The sequence below is a fragment of the Citrobacter sp. wls717 genome (genome assembly GCF_005280955.1).
Lineage (GTDB): Bacteria > Pseudomonadota > Gammaproteobacteria > Enterobacterales > Enterobacteriaceae > Citrobacter > Citrobacter werkmanii.
On sequence record NZ_SZWW01000010.1, the window covers coordinates 55,631 to 70,030 of the forward strand.

Below are 14,400 nucleotides of genomic sequence, written 5' to 3' on the forward strand. Positions count from 1 at the left end.
TGTTATCTGCCTGTTAATGGTCTCTTGCGCCAGCCAGAGTTTATCGCCAGACTACCGTCTCCAAACGGGAGGGATTCATGGCTTTGCATTCCACGCGCTGGCTGGCGCTCGGTTATTTCACCTATTTCTTTAGCTACGGTATTTTTCTGCCTTTCTGGAGCGTCTGGCTCGAAGGGTTGGGGCTGACGCCGGAAACCATTGGTTTACTGCTGGGCGCGGGGCTGATTGCCCGTTTTCTCGGTAGCTTGCTGATTGCGCCGCGCGTGAGCGATCCCTCTCGTCTGATTACCGCTTTACGTATTCTGGCTCTGTTGACGTTGGTGTTTGCGCTGGCCTTCTGGGCGGGGACCAACGTGGCGTGGCTGATGGTGGTGATGGTCGGATTTAACCTGTTTTTCTCACCGTTGGTGCCGCTGACTGACGCGCTGGCTAACACCTGGCAAAAACAGATAACCATGGATTACGGGCGGGTTCGACTGTGGGGATCCGTGGCCTTTGTGATTGGCTCTGCGCTGACCGGTAAGCTGGTGAGCCTGTTTGACTATCGGGTGATCCTTATTCTGCTGTCGCTTGGCGTCGCCTCAATGCTGCTGGGCATGATGATTCGTCCGAGCGTGCAGCCAGCTGGTGAAAACCGTCAGCAGGAGAGTGCGGGATGGCCCGCATGGCGCGCGTTAATAACGCAAAGCTGGCGTTTTCTTGCCTGCGTGAGTCTGCTGCAGGGCGCGCATGCCGCCTATTACGGTTTTAGCGCCATTTACTGGCAGTCTGCTGGTTATTCCGCTTCGGCGGTGGGCTATTTATGGTCATTGGGCGTGGTGGCGGAAGTCATTATCTTCGCGCTTAGCCACAAGCTGTTCCGCCGCTTTAGCGCCCGCGATCTGCTGTTGCTTTCCGCCGTTTGCGGCGTGGCGCGTTGGGGGCTGATGGGCTGGAGCACCGAACTACCGTGGCTGATTGTGGTGCAGATCCTGCACTGCGGTACCTTCACCGTCTGCCACCTGGCGGCAATGCGCTATATCGCGGCGCGACAGGGCAGCGAAGTGATTCGTTTACAAGCGGTCTACTCCGCGATAGCGATGGGCGGCAGTATCGCCATTATGACCGTTTTCGCTGGCTACCTGTACCAAAACCTGGGCAGCGGCGTATTCTGGGTGATGGCGCTGGTGGCGCTACCGGCTATCGTGCTGCGCCCGAAAGTAGTGGCGCAGCCTGCGACGTTATGATTCGAGGATTTTGCGGATCTGCTGCTGCTGGTGAGACGTCAGCGCCAGATCCGCATGAATCAACGGTGGTGAAAACAGCGGCAGCGGCGTAGTGTACGGTGTGACGATCAGCGTTACGCCGCGCGGCGCACCCTCTTTTTGAAAGTCCTGCATTGGCATATGTTTTACGTTGAGCGGCAGTAGCGTCAGTTCGCGTAGCTGCTGTTCAATATGCGCTTCGAGTTGTTCATTACTGCCGGTCAGCAGGATAATCTGCTTTTCGTGCAAATCCTTCTCCTGCATCAGCCAGGCACCGAAAATCACCGCTACCAGACCGATCTCTTCTTCTGAAAATTGCACTTCGTATTCCGCTTCGAATCCGTGTATCGCCTCGCGGGTGGTGCGAACCAGCCGGGGATAAAGTCGGCTGAACTCCTCCGGCAGCGTGTTATCAATACCAATGGCAAACAAACTGCGGTTCAGAGCCTGGGCAAGGTGGATATACAGTTGGTCGTTCAGCCCTTGTTCATCGCTGAAGCGAACGTTGCCATACTCGCGAAAACGCAGCACCAGCCGCGCGATAGCCAGACGCAAACGGCGATCCTGCTGGTGGTTATCGCGGATGGGATCGGGGATGCGAATCATTGAGAACAGCAATGCCATAAACAGCGATTCGCCCGGCGGCGCACTTTGCATGACGTGACGTTGCCAGTGGCGGGCAATCTCCTCAGCGAGCGCATACTCCGCGCAGGATTGCGCCCAGCGCTGCTGGAGCGGATTAAACTCCGGGGTGATCCCCGCGTGATGTTGCAGCAGGCAGTATTGTAAAAACAGCCGCAGGAACTGGATATCACGGCACTCAAAGGGCTTTTGCAAGCGTCGGGAGCAGAGATTAATCAGCGCATGCAGATTGGTGTCATCATACAACGTGCGCGCTATGCCCTGCTGTTTAAGCGCCATTTTCAATGTGGGTGTGAAATGTTGCGTGATAAACGTCGGGCAGATCCGCAGGCCACGGCGCAGCCAATGCAACAGGCACAGCCGCTGGTTCAGCGGGGCGCCTTCGATCGTATAGCCGCCATTCTGGGCGGAAGTAATGGCGAGCCGATGATAGCGCTGGATTTCGAGCCCCGCGCCAATGATATCCTCCTGAACGGTGGCATCATCGACGCCATTGAGACTGCTGAAGGTCTGCGCGGTAGCAATCTGCCCCGGCAGAAAAAGCGTCAGCAGTACCTGGCAACGGCGTTGGGGAGCGGAAAGTACAGATGGCGGGGCGAGCGTTGACATCATCTGTAGAATCTCCCGTGAGTATGTTTGATAAGAATAGTTAAAGTTTGCGCATAGATTTGCGGAATGGAAAGCTTTACACCAGGAATGCTGGGGAGCGTCACAGAATTTTTAACGTGCGGAACAGATAGCGGTAGTGAAACGCAGCGCGTTAATCCACTTTTTCACGGTTTTATCTTTAGTTTACATATAAAAGAACTGGTAGAGATGTACTGCATGTCTGTTAAACATTATGGAGAACATGTGATTCCGGACGGGGGGCGCTTCAGCGCTCTTGCTTTCAGCTATATCGGTTTTGCTGTTCAGATATTTTCAAATAAAAATACAGGTGGTCAGGTGTGGCTGGTCCGGCTGAAAATTGCCGACGTGTTTCCGTAAGGCCGGGAGAGCCAGCATGGATGCTGGCTCAGGGCGCGCTTTGCAAGGACGCTACCTCGCGCCCGGCCCGGTAGCCTGGAGGAATAAAGCGGAGGGAACCACGAAGTGGCAATTTTCCCGCCGGGAGCCGGGATTGTTAAGGGTACGGCGATAGTACCCTTAACACGTTCACAGGCAGTATCGTTTCAGAGAAGTGAATAACATAAGGTGAACGTAACAATACACCGGATGCCGTTACTGCCCACGGCTCAGCGTTAATCCCACATCGCCGCCGGGATGCACCGCCAGCAGCGTCTCCTTTGAGTAGCCGCTTTCACTCATCAGACAGGCGCAGGCGGCGTCAAAGATAGCCAGAACCAGCAGAATTGAGGTCGTCGCCAGCATGTTCAGCGGGTCGGCCTCACGCTGTACGCCGGTGGAAATCACCAGCCTCGACGCTTTAGCGATGGCTGAATCGGCGTTTTCCGTCACGCTCAGGATCGGCACATTTCTCGCCGCCAGCCCAGGCAGCAGCCGGGTAAGTTCATCCGAATTGCCACCGCGCGACAGCATAATAACCAGGTCGTCGGCGCGTAAAAAACCCAGATCGCCGTGCGCCGCATCGGTGGCATTGAGATAAATCGCCGGGCGCTCCACGCAGGCGAGCATATGCGCGACTTTACGCGCCGCAATGCCGGAGGTACCGACGCCGGTAACGACGATTTTCCCCTGGCATCCGCGCAGTTCCGCCATCAGCGACTGCCAGACCGGCTCAGTCAGATGCTGTCCCAGTCCCGCAAGGGCATCGCTGTAGATCTGGAATACGCCGGTGGCTTGAGACCATGAATTACTCATGCCTCCTCCTGCATCAACTGGCGATATTTCATATGATCCTGATACATCTCGTGGAATACCCGATATTTGCGATCGTAGTACTGCTTAATACGGTTGGTTTGCGGGGTGACCGTTTTACCAATCCGGCTCATCGCCGACATCGCTTCCGGGAAGGAGTCAAAAACGCCTGCGGCGATGGTTCCCATCATGGCGCCGCCCAGCAGCATGGCTTCACTCTCTTCCGGCAATAGCATCGCGCAGCCAGTGGCGTTGGCATGCTCCTGAACGAAGATCGGGTTTTTCGTGCCGCCGCCGCTGGCCATAATCGTATCGATGGTGTAGCCGCTTTGATTCATCGTTTCAATAATATGCCGGGTACCGAGGGCAATGGCCTGGATGGTCGCCAGATACTGTCGCGCCATATCTTCCGGCGTGCGCGACAGCTTAAGTCCGGTGATTGCACCCGTAAGCGTTGGGTTGGCGCGCGGCGAGCGGTTGCCGTGGAAATAGGGCAGGATATGCATATCGCGGGTCAGGAAGGCGATATCTTCCGGCTCACCGGCCATTTTACGCAGCAACGCATTCAGCACTTCATAAATGGTCTGCCCTTGGGACTTAGCCTGCGCCAGTAGGGTGTCGTAGCACGGATGCGACTGAATTACGTGGTCGATTAACGCCCCCGTAGCCGACTGTCCGCCTTCGTTGAGCCAGTATTCCGGTAACACGGCAGAGTAGTAAGGCCCCCAGACGCCGCCGATAAAACGCGGCTCTTTGGAAATCGCCATGTGTCCGGTGGAGGTACCGCCAATCAGTGCGATACGACGGTCGAAATCCGGCACCTCGCCAGAAACGCCGCTGGCGCCGAGCGTGCCGAGCGTACCGGCGTGGGCATCAATAATTGATACGCTGACCGCGGTGCCGGGGATGAGTCCCATTTCGCTGGCGGCGCGCGCTGACAGCCCATGGCCGAGCGGTTCGCCCATGGTCTTCACGTAACGGCCAATTTTGGCGGCATCGTGCTCCAGCAAATCTTCCAGCCCAATCTGGCGGAAATAGCTGGCATCCCATTTATCTTCATGACCCATATAGGTCCATTTACACACCGTCGAGCACAATGAGCGCGTGTCATCGCCCGTTGCCCGCCAGGTGAGGAAATCAGGCAGGTCAAAGTAGTAACCGGCGTTAGCCCAGGTATTGGGCATATGCTGCTTCAGCCACAGCAGTTTTGGCGTTTGCATTTCCGGGGAGATAATACCGCCCACATAGTCCAGCACCCGATGATGCAGGGCGTTAATGCGATCGGCCTGAGTAATGGCGCGGTGGTCCATCCATACAATAATGTTCTGTTCACTACGCCCGGAAGGGCTGATGGTCAGCGGGTTGCCTTCTTTATCCAGCACCACCAATGAACAGGTGGCGTCGAAGCCCAGACCTTTCACCTGGATAGGATTGATATCCGACTGGTTAATCGCATCGCGTACCGCGTTACACACAGCCTGCCAGATGTTATCGGAAGACTGCTCAACAAAATCGGCCTGCGGACGGTAAATTTCGATGGTCCGACTGGCCTGACCGACCATTCTGCCGTTGAGATCAAACACGCCAGCGCGGGCGCTTCCGGTTCCGACATCCACACCAATAAAGTAACTTGCCATAATTTTTTCTCCTGAAATCAGGCTTTACGATTCTGTAATGCGATAAAGAGGATCAGCACCGCGCCCCACAGCGCCATCGTCAGATAGCTGCTGACCCCCAGCAAGTTAAGGCCGCTTTCCAGCATTTGCAGCACAATCAGCGCCAGTACCAGGCCGATAATGCGTCCGAAGCCGCCGTCCGGATTGATACCGCCGAGCACGGAGGCAAGGATGGTGACCAGCAGGTAGGATTCACCGTATCCGGCTTTTGCCGAGTTGAATTTCGCCATCATCAGAATGGCGGCGACCCAGCCGAGCAGGGCAGAAATAACGTACACCGAAATTTGTACCCGTACGGTATTCACACCGCTGTAGCGGGTAGCCTGCTCATTGGAACCGACGAGATACAGGCTGCGCCCAAGCGTGGTGTGCTCCAGCAGCACCCACAGCAGGATTGCCACGAGGAAAAAGAGCAGCAGTGCCACCGGAATACCGGCAATCGTCGCGTTACCAAGGTATTGAATGGCGGTCGGGAAGCCGGAAATCACCGTCCCGTTGGAGAGCAAAATATTCAGCCCGGAGATCAGCGTCATCGTGCCGAGGGTGGCGAGAATAGGCGAGACGCCGACCCAGGCAATTAAAGCGCCGTTGAGCGTGCCGATAGCCACCGCCACCGCTGCGCCTGCAATCAACGCCAGCGCCAGAAACAGCGGGTTATCCGGGTGGGTGACGATAATCGCCGCCATCACCAGCGAGCAGGCGTTCGCACCGGCAATAATCGACAGGTTAATGCCGCCGGTCAGCATGGTCATACCCATCCCGAGGGCCAGCATGCCGAGGATTGGCAACTGCGAGCCGATCGACTGGAAGTTAGCGACGCTGAAAAAACGGCTGCCGAGCAGGGCCGAGAAGACCAGGGCGACGACCACAATAATGACGCATTGCAGACGAATGATGGCATCACCGGGTAAAAATCTGGCGATTGTTTTCATCTCAAAGCTCCCTTGCCAGTTTACGTTTTTCGTTCCAGGCCGTGGCGCTAATGCTGACCAGGATAATGGCGCCGCTGAACACGGTGTGCCAGTAAGAGGAGACGCTCAGCAGCGTCAGACCATTTTGCAAGAACGCCAGCAGCACAACACCCAGTAGCGTTCCGGTTAACGTACCGCGCCCGCCGCTCATGCTGGTGCCGCCGAGCACGACCGCCGCCAGCACCGTTAACTCAAAGCCGAGCAGGGAATTGGGGGCAACAGACTGGGTGATTTGCGCCTGAACCACGGCGGCAACGCCTGCCAGAATGCCCATATAGCCATAGACGTAGAAATGCAGCTTCAGCAAATTCAGCCCCAGGCGCGAGGCCGCGTCGCGGTTGCCGCCCATGGCGTAAACCTGACGGCCAAGACGGGTATAGTTCATCAGCACGGCGGTAAAGATGATCACCGCCGCCAGGCACAGCAGGGGCAGGGTTAAACCGTAGTCGTAGCCGTCTGTCGCGGTGAACGACAACCAGTTGATACCGTTCATAAACCAGTCCGGGAAGCCGTACAGCCAGGTACCCTTGGTGGCATAAACCAGCAGGCCGTAGTAGACGTTTAGCGTGGCGATGGTAATGATGATCGCCGGAACGCGCAGCCAGTACACCAGGAAGCCATTAATCAGCCCAAGCAGCAGACCTACCGCCATTGCGATGGTTAAAGCCAATATGAAGTTGCCGCCGTGAGCGATCACCCAACTGGCCATCGCATACTGGGCAATCGCGGTCATCGCCGGAAATGAGATGTCGATCCCGCCGGAAATAAGCACCACAAACAGCCCGCAGGCGAGAATGCCGAGAATCGCGTAACTGGTGGCGACATCTGTGAGATTGCCCAGCGACAGGAACTCATCGGTACTGACGCTCAGCCCGACGGCGAGCGCCACGACCAGCAGGCCCAGCCAGAATTCATGTTGCCCGATTAAACGGGAGAGACGCAGACTATTCATTGATTACCTCGACCACTTCAGCAATCTCCTCTTCACGGCAGTGATGAGGATTAAATTCCGCCACCAGTTTGCCGCGGCGCATCACCAGCACACGATGGCTGTTGTAATACGCTTCCGGGATTTCATCGCAAATCATTAGTACCGCCATTCCCTGTTCCGCCAGATCGCGGGCTATCTGGTAAATCCCCTCTTTGTTGGCGATATCCACGCCGACGGTAGGGGAGTCGAGGATCAGGATGCGCGGATGGGTTGCCACCCATTTGGCAATGGCAATGCGTTGGGCATTACCGCCGGAGAGCGTTTTGACCGGCAGATGCGGATCGGAGACTTTAATGTTCAACTCACGGATCAAATCGGCGACCAGCTTTTGCGCTTTACGATGATCGAGCAGACCGCTGCCGGTATGCAGTTGGTCAAACACCGTGACGATGGTGTTGTCATAGATCGACTGCTCCATGATCAACCCCTGCGTCAGGCGATCTTCTGAGACATAGCCGATCCCGTGTTTGATGGCGTCATGGTTATTGCGCAGAGTAACCGGCTGACCGTTAATGCGCATTTCGCCGCTTTCCGGATGGGTCATGCCGAACAAACTGAGGCAAAGCTCGGTGCGACCGGCACCCAGCAGACCGACAATGGAGACAATCTCACCGCTATGTAGCGATAAATTGATGTTCTGGTATTTCCCCCGGCGGCTGAGGTTGCGTAGCTCGAGCAGCGGCTCTTGCTCAATAGCGGGTCTTTCCGGCAGCGGGCTGTAGTGGAAGCGTTGTCCGGTCATCAGGAAGGCCAGTTCGTGACTGTCGAGTTCGCTGGCTGGGTATGTTCCCACCAGTTTGCCGTCGCGCATCACGCTGATACGGTCAGCCACTTCCATCACTTCATCCAGACGGTGGCTGACAAACACCACGCAAATCCCGGCCGCTTTCAGTTCGTTGACGACCCGCAGCAGACCATTGACCTCCTGGCGGGTTAACGAAGCGGTGGGTTCATCCATAATCACCAGACGCGCATCGGCGGCAATAGCGCGGCAAATAGCGACCAGTTGCCGGTCGGCAATCGACAGTTTTTCGACTTTTTTATCGGGATCGATGTTCACGCCGATGCGTTTCATGGCGGCCAGCGCCTGCTGTTTCATCGCGCCACGGCGTACCCAGATATCGCCACCGGGCAGATAGCGGTTGACCGCGATATTTTCAGCGACGCTAAAGTTAGGGAATAACGACAGGTCCTGATAAATAACCTGAATACCATAATGGGAAGAAAGCTGCGGCGTCAGGTGATGGAATAATTTACCATCGAGTAAAATCTGCGCGCCTTTTTCCGGATGATACACCCCAGAGATCACTTTAATAATGGTGCTTTTACCACAGCCGTTTTGACCTGCCAGACAGTGAACTTCGCCTTTTCTCAGCGTCAGATTCACGTTATCCAGCGCCAGCACGCCCGGGAATTGTTTGCTGATATTCTCAAGAGTGATAAATGCGGTGGTGTCTGTCATGGACAATACCCCTGCGCACGTCCGCATGGACGCTAAGTGTTAGTTTGGTTGATAGCGCCGACCAGACGGTCGGCGTTAAGGTTCCCTGGTGTCGGCTAAAGCCTTAGAAACCGAGTGATTGTGCGTTGTCTTTGGTGACTTCGAGGATCTTGTTAAAGCGGATCACTTTCTTCTCCGTGTCGATATCGGCTTTCCCTAAACCATCAATACTCAAATCGGCGTTCACTTCTTTACCCTGCAACAGCTGGTCGGCCACCGTTACCAGAGCGTATCCGGCGTCTTTTGGATCCCACAGCAGCGCTTTTTTGATATCGCCGCGCATCAGGTACGGCGCAGCCTGTGCTGGCATGGCGATCCCGACGACGGCGATTTTATCTTTGGCGCGTTTTTTCTGCACCGCCTGACCCGCACCGATTGGACCCAGCGATCCGAAACCAATAATGCCCTTCATCTGCGGATAGGTTTTCATCAGGTCCAGCGTGGTGGCGTAGGATTTATCGATGCTTTCCGCGACCGGCAGACGTGAAGTGACCTCGAACATTTCGGGATATTTTTCTTTTTGGTACTTAATCGCAAAATCGGCCCACGCGTTATGCAACGGTACCGTCAGTGAACCGACATAGATGGCATAACCCCCTTTACCGCCCATGCTTTTCGCTAATTCATCGACGTTAGCCTGCGCATATTTTTCACTGTCGATGGTTTCAATATCCCATTGACCAATCTGCTCGTCCGGGGATTCGTGCGTCAGCACCACGATGCCTTTATCGCGCGCTTTTTTCAGCACCGGCTCAAGGACCTTGGCATCATTCGGCACCACGATGATCGCGTTAACGTTTTTGGCGATCAGATCCTCAATGACTTTCACCTGCTGAGCCGGATCCGGCGTGGAAGGCCCGGTCTGGTAAGCATTCACATCCAGTTTTTTTGCTGCTTCATTAACGCCGGTTTCCATCCGGTTAAACCACGGAATCCCGGTGACTTTGGCAACCACAGCAATTTCATATTTTTCCGCCGCAAAGGACGTGCCGGACAACATGCATGCAGAAACCAGGGTTGCACTGAGTAATGCGAGTTTGAATTTCATAGTTGTACCTTTCGTAGGGGGCAGGACATGTCACGGGGTGAAGTTAACTACGAATGGAAGAGGGAATGAATCATAAGTTCCGTGAATGTGATCTATGTCCGTTATTGTAAATTTAAAGAAAATTAATGGTTAAATATTGGTTAAATTAATGGGATTTTATATCCATACCAGCAAAATTATTGTTAATAAATAATTAAAATAAAACTTTTAATTAACAATTTATTATCATTTTGCATAAATTGTGGCCACGAAAAGGGATTCCGATGGGTGTTGCTGGAGAAAGAATTGTCGAAATTGAGAACTGAATCGATACCGGAAAAGGGGGCTCAACATTTTTTCGTTCAATGTTATCCTCAGCACTCTTTCGCCAAACACACCATTATTTCTGGCGGCCTGGATTTTTATCGTGGAGAAGTCATGCTGCGTGTTAAGCACATCATTGTAACGTTGTTTCTTGCTGTCCTGTCCTTTGGCGCAGGCGCGCATCCCCACAGCTTTATCCATTTGAAAACCGAGATAGTGAGCGAGAATAATCAGTTCGTGGCGCTGAAAATGCGCTGGACGATGGATGAAATCACCTCGGCAGATCTGCTTTACGATGCGGGGAATGCTAAACCTGGCTCGGAGATCTGGAAAAAACTGGCGGCGGAAGTGATGGCGAATGTGCTTGGGCAGCATTATTTCACTGAAGTGTGGCATGAAGGGCAAAAGGTAAAGTTTAAAAACAGGCCGACGGAATACGGCATGGAACGTGAGGAACATCAGGCGGTGCTGACGTTCGTTCTACCCTTAGCTGAACCACAGCCGCTGAGTGGTCAAAAATATACCATTTCAACCTTCGATCCGACCTACTACGTGGACATGAGCTATGACCAGGACAGCGATGCCCGGCTGTCGCAGGCGATCAGCCAGCAATGCCGTATTTCAGTACACACCCCGACGCCGAATGAACAAACGCTGATCTTTGCGCAGTCGCTGGATAAAGAAGACGCCCCGCCGGAGGATATGGAGTTGGGTAAACAGTTCGCACAAACGGTAACGCTGCAATGTCAGTAGTTTATCAACCACGACCCACCGGACGTCGCTGGCTCACGCTGTGGCCGCTGGCGCTATTTTTGCTGCTGGCGGCAGGCGGCATACTGTGGCTATGGCTGGCCTGGCCGCAGGTGATGATGAAAAGCATCGTCTGGCAGCGCGAAGTAAACCAACAGATGAGCGGATTGCTGAAAGCGGTTGCTGCCAGTCCGACCCAGGCAGGGGGATCGCTGCTGCTGTTTAGTTTTCTCTACGGTGTTCTGCATGCGCTGGGGCCGGGACATGGAAAAGTGGTGATTACTACCTGGCTTGCGACGCACCCGTCAAAACTCAAATCCAGTATCGGCCTGACGCTGGCGTCGTCTTTATTACAAGGACTGGTCGCGATTGGTCTGGTGATTATCGTGCTCACCGTCTTGCAGTTGCCTGCGCGGCAACTGCATATGAGCAGCTTCTGGCTGGAGAGAGGGAGCTATGTGCTGGTGGGCGTGTTAGGCCTGCTGCTGTGCTGGCGGGCGCTGAAAAAACTGCGCTTATTGCTAAAGCGGCCAACGTTTATCGCCTTCACGCCTCGCCATGTGCATCACGACGGCTGTGGCTGCGGGCATCAGCACCTACCGAACCCTGAACAGGTGCAAAGCGGTGATGACTGGCGCGCCCGGCTGATGATTATTCTGTCTATGGGGATGCGCCCATGCTCCGGGGCCATCATGGTGCTGCTGTTCAGCAAAGTGATTGGCGTCTTTTACTGGGGTATGGCGTCGGCGCTGGCGATGGCGGCGGGCACCTCTTTGACGATTACGTCACTGGCTTTATTGGTACACAGTTTCCGCACGCTGGCGGTGAGACTTAGCGGGCATAAAGCGCCGGTGCTGTGGCGACAGATTGGCTGGACGACGCTGGCGTTAGCCGGGGGCACGGTATTAATTGCGGCAGCGGTGGTGATGTGGATGAGCGCGGTGCCGGTGGGGCGAGGGATAAGACCGTTTTAGCACTGTTGTAGGATGAATGCCTGATGGCGCTTCGCTTATCAGGCCTACGGGGAACTTCCCTGGTAGGCCGGATCAGGCGCTAGCCGCCATCAGGCATCAAACAATTAGCGCTTCAGCGCGTCGCTCAGTTCGTCACGCATGTTAGCCAGCATGGCTTTCACTACGCGCGGGTTACCTGCAACGATGTTGCCGGTCGCCATGTAGTTATGCCCGCCGGTGAAGTCGCACACCAGGGCGCCAGCTTCACGCGCAATCAGCTCGCCTGCGGCGAAATCCCACGGGCGCAGACCAATTTCGAAATAACCGTCAACGCGGGCTGCGGCAACGTAGGCCAGATCCAGCGCGGCAGAGCCGGTACGGCGGAAGTCAGCGCATTCGGTAAACATGTTGCCAAGGATTTTCATGTAAGAAGCGGCGTGTTGTTTCGCTTTGAACGGGAAGCCGGTGGCAATGATGGTGCCGTCCAGATCGCGAGCCGTGCTGCCACGCAGACGGTAACCGTTAAGCTGCGCGCCCTGACCGCGGGTTGCGGTGAACAGTTCATTACGCATTGGATCGTAAACAACGGCAACCTCAGTACGGCCTTTAATGCGTACTGCGATAGATACCGCGAAGTGCGGCAGGCGTTTTACGAAGTTGGTGGTGCCATCCAGTGGATCGATAACCCATTGAACATCCAAATCTTCACCAACATGTTCACCGCTTTCTTCGGTGATGATGGTGTGCTGTGGGTAAGATTTGCGAATCGTTTCGATAATAATCGCTTCGGCGGCTTTATCGACGTTAGTCACGAAATCATTGCTGCCTTTCTGGCTGGTTTCTACAGAGTCTGGCGTTTCGTAGTGTTTGGCAATTACATTACCCGCCTTGCGCGCTGCGCGCACGGCGATGGTCAGCATCGGATGCATCGGTCTCTCTCACTGGATGTTAAAGAACGGGAAAACGGCGCAGAGTATAGCAGCGAGTTCGGAATATGTCTTCGTTTTATGATAATATGCCCGAATAATCTTTAGCCGAAGAAATACAATGCTGCAAAATATTCGAATTGTGCTGGTGGAAACCTCTCACACTGGCAACATGGGCTCTGTGGCCCGCGCAATGAAAACCATGGGTTTAACCAATCTGTGGCTGGTTAATCCACTGGTCAAACCGGACTCGCAGGCCATCGCCCTGGCGGCAGGCGCCAGCGATGTGATCGGCAGCGCGCAGATCGTCGATACCCTCGATGAAGCGCTGGCGGGTTGTAGTCTGGTAGTAGGCACCAGCGCGCGTTCCCGTACGTTGCCGTGGCCGATGCTGGACCCGCGCGAATGCGGCTTAAAAAGCGTCTCTGAAGCGGCGAATACGCCGGTGGCGCTGGTATTTGGTCGTGAACGCGTTGGCCTGACCAACGAAGAACTGCAAAAATGCCATTATCACGTCGCCATTGCTGCGAACCCGGAATACAGTTCGCTCAACCTGGCGATGGCGGTGCAGGTTATCTCTTATGAAGTCCGCATGGCCTGGCTGGCGACGCAGGAAGGTGATAAGAGCGTCGAATACGAAGAAGCTGAGTATCCGCTGGTGGATGATTTAGAGCGTTTTTACGGTCATCTGGAACAAACGCTGCTGTCGACCGGGTTTATTCGCGAAGGCCATCCGGGACAAGTGATGAACAAGCTGCGCCGTCTGTTTACGCGTGCGCGTCCTGAGAGTCAGGAGCTGAATATCCTGCGCGGGATTCTGGCATCTATCGAACAGCAGAATAAAGGCAAGTAAGCGAAACGCCTCCTGTAAGTGAAAACGGCACTGAAGGTTAAATACCTGACTAAATTAGTCAAGTAAATAGTTGACTGATTTAGTCGGGAATGTCAGACTTGCCCCTGCTATGCAATACCCCCATTTTACAATAAAAAACCCCGGGCAGGGGCGAGTTTGAGGCTAAGTAAGACATGAGACTGACATCAAAAGGGCGTTATGCCGTGACCGCAATGTTGGACGTTGCGCTCAACTCAGAAACGGGCCCGGTACCGTTGGCTGATATTTCTGAACGTCAGGGAATTTCCCTGTCATATCTGGAGCAGCTGTTTTCCCGTTTGCGTAAAAACGGTCTGGTTTCAAGCGTACGTGGACCAGGCGGCGGGTATCTGCTGGGTAAAGATGCCGGCAGCATCGCAGTAGGTGAAGTCATTAGCGCTGTCGACGAGTCTGTAGATGCGACCCGTTGCCAGGGCAAAGGCGGTTGTCAGGGCGGCGATAAATGCCTGACCCATGCGCTGTGGCGCGATCTGAGCGATCGTCTGACCGGGTTCCTCAACAACATTACGTTGGGCGAACTGGTGAATAATCAGGAAGTCCTGGATGTGTCTGGTCGCCAGCACACGCATGACGCTCCACGCACTAATCGTGCTCAAGACGCGATCGACGTTAAGTTACGCGCATAATAAAAGTATTTTAGAATCAGGCCGGGGTGTTAAACGCCCCGTTAACTCGGTCGTACATC

At 54.8% G+C, this 14,400-nt stretch carries 14 protein-coding genes; 6 read left to right on the forward strand and 8 right to left on the reverse strand.

Annotated features, from left to right (window positions below):
• The first annotated feature begins 77 nt into the window (after nucleotides 1–77).
• Nucleotides 78–1,226 (forward strand): 3-phenylpropionate MFS transporter, encoded by a 1,149-nt coding sequence (locus FDX09_RS08205; protein ID WP_038642652.1) that lies wholly within the window; start codon nucleotides 78–80, stop codon nucleotides 1,224–1,226.
• Here the strand turns inward: FDX09_RS08205 and csiE are convergent.
• The gene (gene csiE / locus FDX09_RS08210) at nucleotides 1,221–2,498 is read right to left on the reverse strand and encodes a stationary phase inducible protein CsiE (RefSeq protein ID WP_038642650.1); all 1,278 of its coding nucleotides are present in this window, start codon (nucleotides 2,496–2,498) and stop codon (nucleotides 1,221–1,223) included. The genes FDX09_RS08205 and csiE overlap by 6 nt on opposite strands.
• A 63-nt stretch (nucleotides 2,499–2,561) precedes the next feature.
• Between csiE and FDX09_RS23660 the strand changes: the two genes are divergently transcribed.
• The gene (locus FDX09_RS23660; RefSeq protein WP_170973232.1) at nucleotides 2,562–2,873 is read left to right on the forward strand and encodes a hypothetical protein; all 312 of its coding nucleotides are present in this window, start codon (nucleotides 2,562–2,564) and stop codon (nucleotides 2,871–2,873) included.
• A 234-nt stretch (nucleotides 2,874–3,107) separates the two neighbouring features.
• On the opposite strand, the gene FDX09_RS08215 is transcribed toward FDX09_RS23660, so the two are convergent.
• From FDX09_RS08215 to FDX09_RS08240, 6 genes are all read right to left on the reverse strand, one after another.
• Nucleotides 3,108–3,707: an SIS domain-containing protein gene (locus tag FDX09_RS08215; protein ID WP_137347043.1), complete on the reverse strand. Its 600-nt coding sequence runs from the start codon at nucleotides 3,705–3,707 to the stop codon at nucleotides 3,108–3,110.
• Complete coding sequence (locus tag FDX09_RS08220; protein ID WP_085049317.1) at nucleotides 3,704–5,341, reverse strand: FGGY-family carbohydrate kinase; 1,638 nt, start codon at nucleotides 5,339–5,341, stop codon at nucleotides 3,704–3,706. Before FDX09_RS08220 ends, FDX09_RS08215 begins: the two co-directional genes overlap by 4 nt.
• A gap of 17 nt (nucleotides 5,342–5,358) precedes the next feature.
• Nucleotides 5,359–6,312, reverse strand: coding sequence for an ABC transporter permease (locus FDX09_RS08225; protein WP_038642644.1), 954 nt, complete (start codon nucleotides 6,310–6,312; stop codon nucleotides 5,359–5,361).
• A 1-nt stretch (nucleotide 6,313) separates the two neighbouring features.
• Nucleotides 6,314–7,303, reverse strand: a complete 990-nt coding sequence (locus FDX09_RS08230) for an ABC transporter permease (RefSeq protein ID WP_038642642.1) — start codon at nucleotides 7,301–7,303, stop codon at nucleotides 6,314–6,316.
• Nucleotides 7,296–8,804 (reverse strand): sugar ABC transporter ATP-binding protein, encoded by a 1,509-nt coding sequence (locus FDX09_RS08235; RefSeq protein ID WP_069324450.1) that lies wholly within the window; start codon nucleotides 8,802–8,804, stop codon nucleotides 7,296–7,298. The genes FDX09_RS08230 and FDX09_RS08235 overlap by 8 nt, the downstream gene beginning before the upstream one ends.
• A gap of 103 nt (nucleotides 8,805–8,907) precedes the next feature.
• Entirely contained in the window at nucleotides 8,908–9,891 is a 984-nt protein-coding gene (locus tag FDX09_RS08240) for an autoinducer 2 ABC transporter substrate-binding protein (RefSeq protein WP_038642638.1), read from the reverse strand.
• 417 nt (nucleotides 9,892–10,308) lie between these two features.
• On the opposite strand from FDX09_RS08240, the gene FDX09_RS08245 reads away from it, so the two are divergent.
• Complete coding sequence (locus FDX09_RS08245; RefSeq protein ID WP_137347044.1) at nucleotides 10,309–10,947, forward strand: DUF1007 family protein; 639 nt, start codon at nucleotides 10,309–10,311, stop codon at nucleotides 10,945–10,947.
• Entirely contained in the window at nucleotides 10,938–11,918 is a 981-nt protein-coding gene (locus FDX09_RS08250; RefSeq protein ID WP_137347045.1) for a nickel/cobalt transporter, read from the forward strand. Before FDX09_RS08245 ends, FDX09_RS08250 begins: the two co-directional genes overlap by 10 nt.
• Nucleotides 11,919–12,022: 104 nt before the next feature.
• Here FDX09_RS08250 and suhB read toward each other — a convergent pair whose 3' ends face one another.
• Nucleotides 12,023–12,826: an inositol-1-monophosphatase gene (suhB, locus tag FDX09_RS08255; protein ID WP_003835237.1), complete on the reverse strand. Its 804-nt coding sequence runs from the start codon at nucleotides 12,824–12,826 to the stop codon at nucleotides 12,023–12,025.
• 118 nt (nucleotides 12,827–12,944) lie between these two features.
• Between suhB and trmJ the strand changes: the two genes are divergently transcribed.
• Nucleotides 12,945–13,676 carry a tRNA (cytosine(32)/uridine(32)-2'-O)-methyltransferase TrmJ gene (gene trmJ / locus FDX09_RS08260; protein WP_069324453.1) on the forward strand — a complete coding sequence of 244 codons (732 nt, stop codon included), beginning with the start codon at nucleotides 12,945–12,947 and terminating at the stop codon, nucleotides 13,674–13,676.
• Nucleotides 13,677–13,849: 173 nt separating this feature from the next.
• Nucleotides 13,850–14,341: a Fe-S cluster assembly transcriptional regulator IscR gene (gene iscR, locus FDX09_RS08265; RefSeq protein ID WP_003037674.1), complete on the forward strand. Its 492-nt coding sequence runs from the start codon at nucleotides 13,850–13,852 to the stop codon at nucleotides 14,339–14,341.
• Nucleotides 14,342–14,400: the final 59 nt, after the last annotated feature.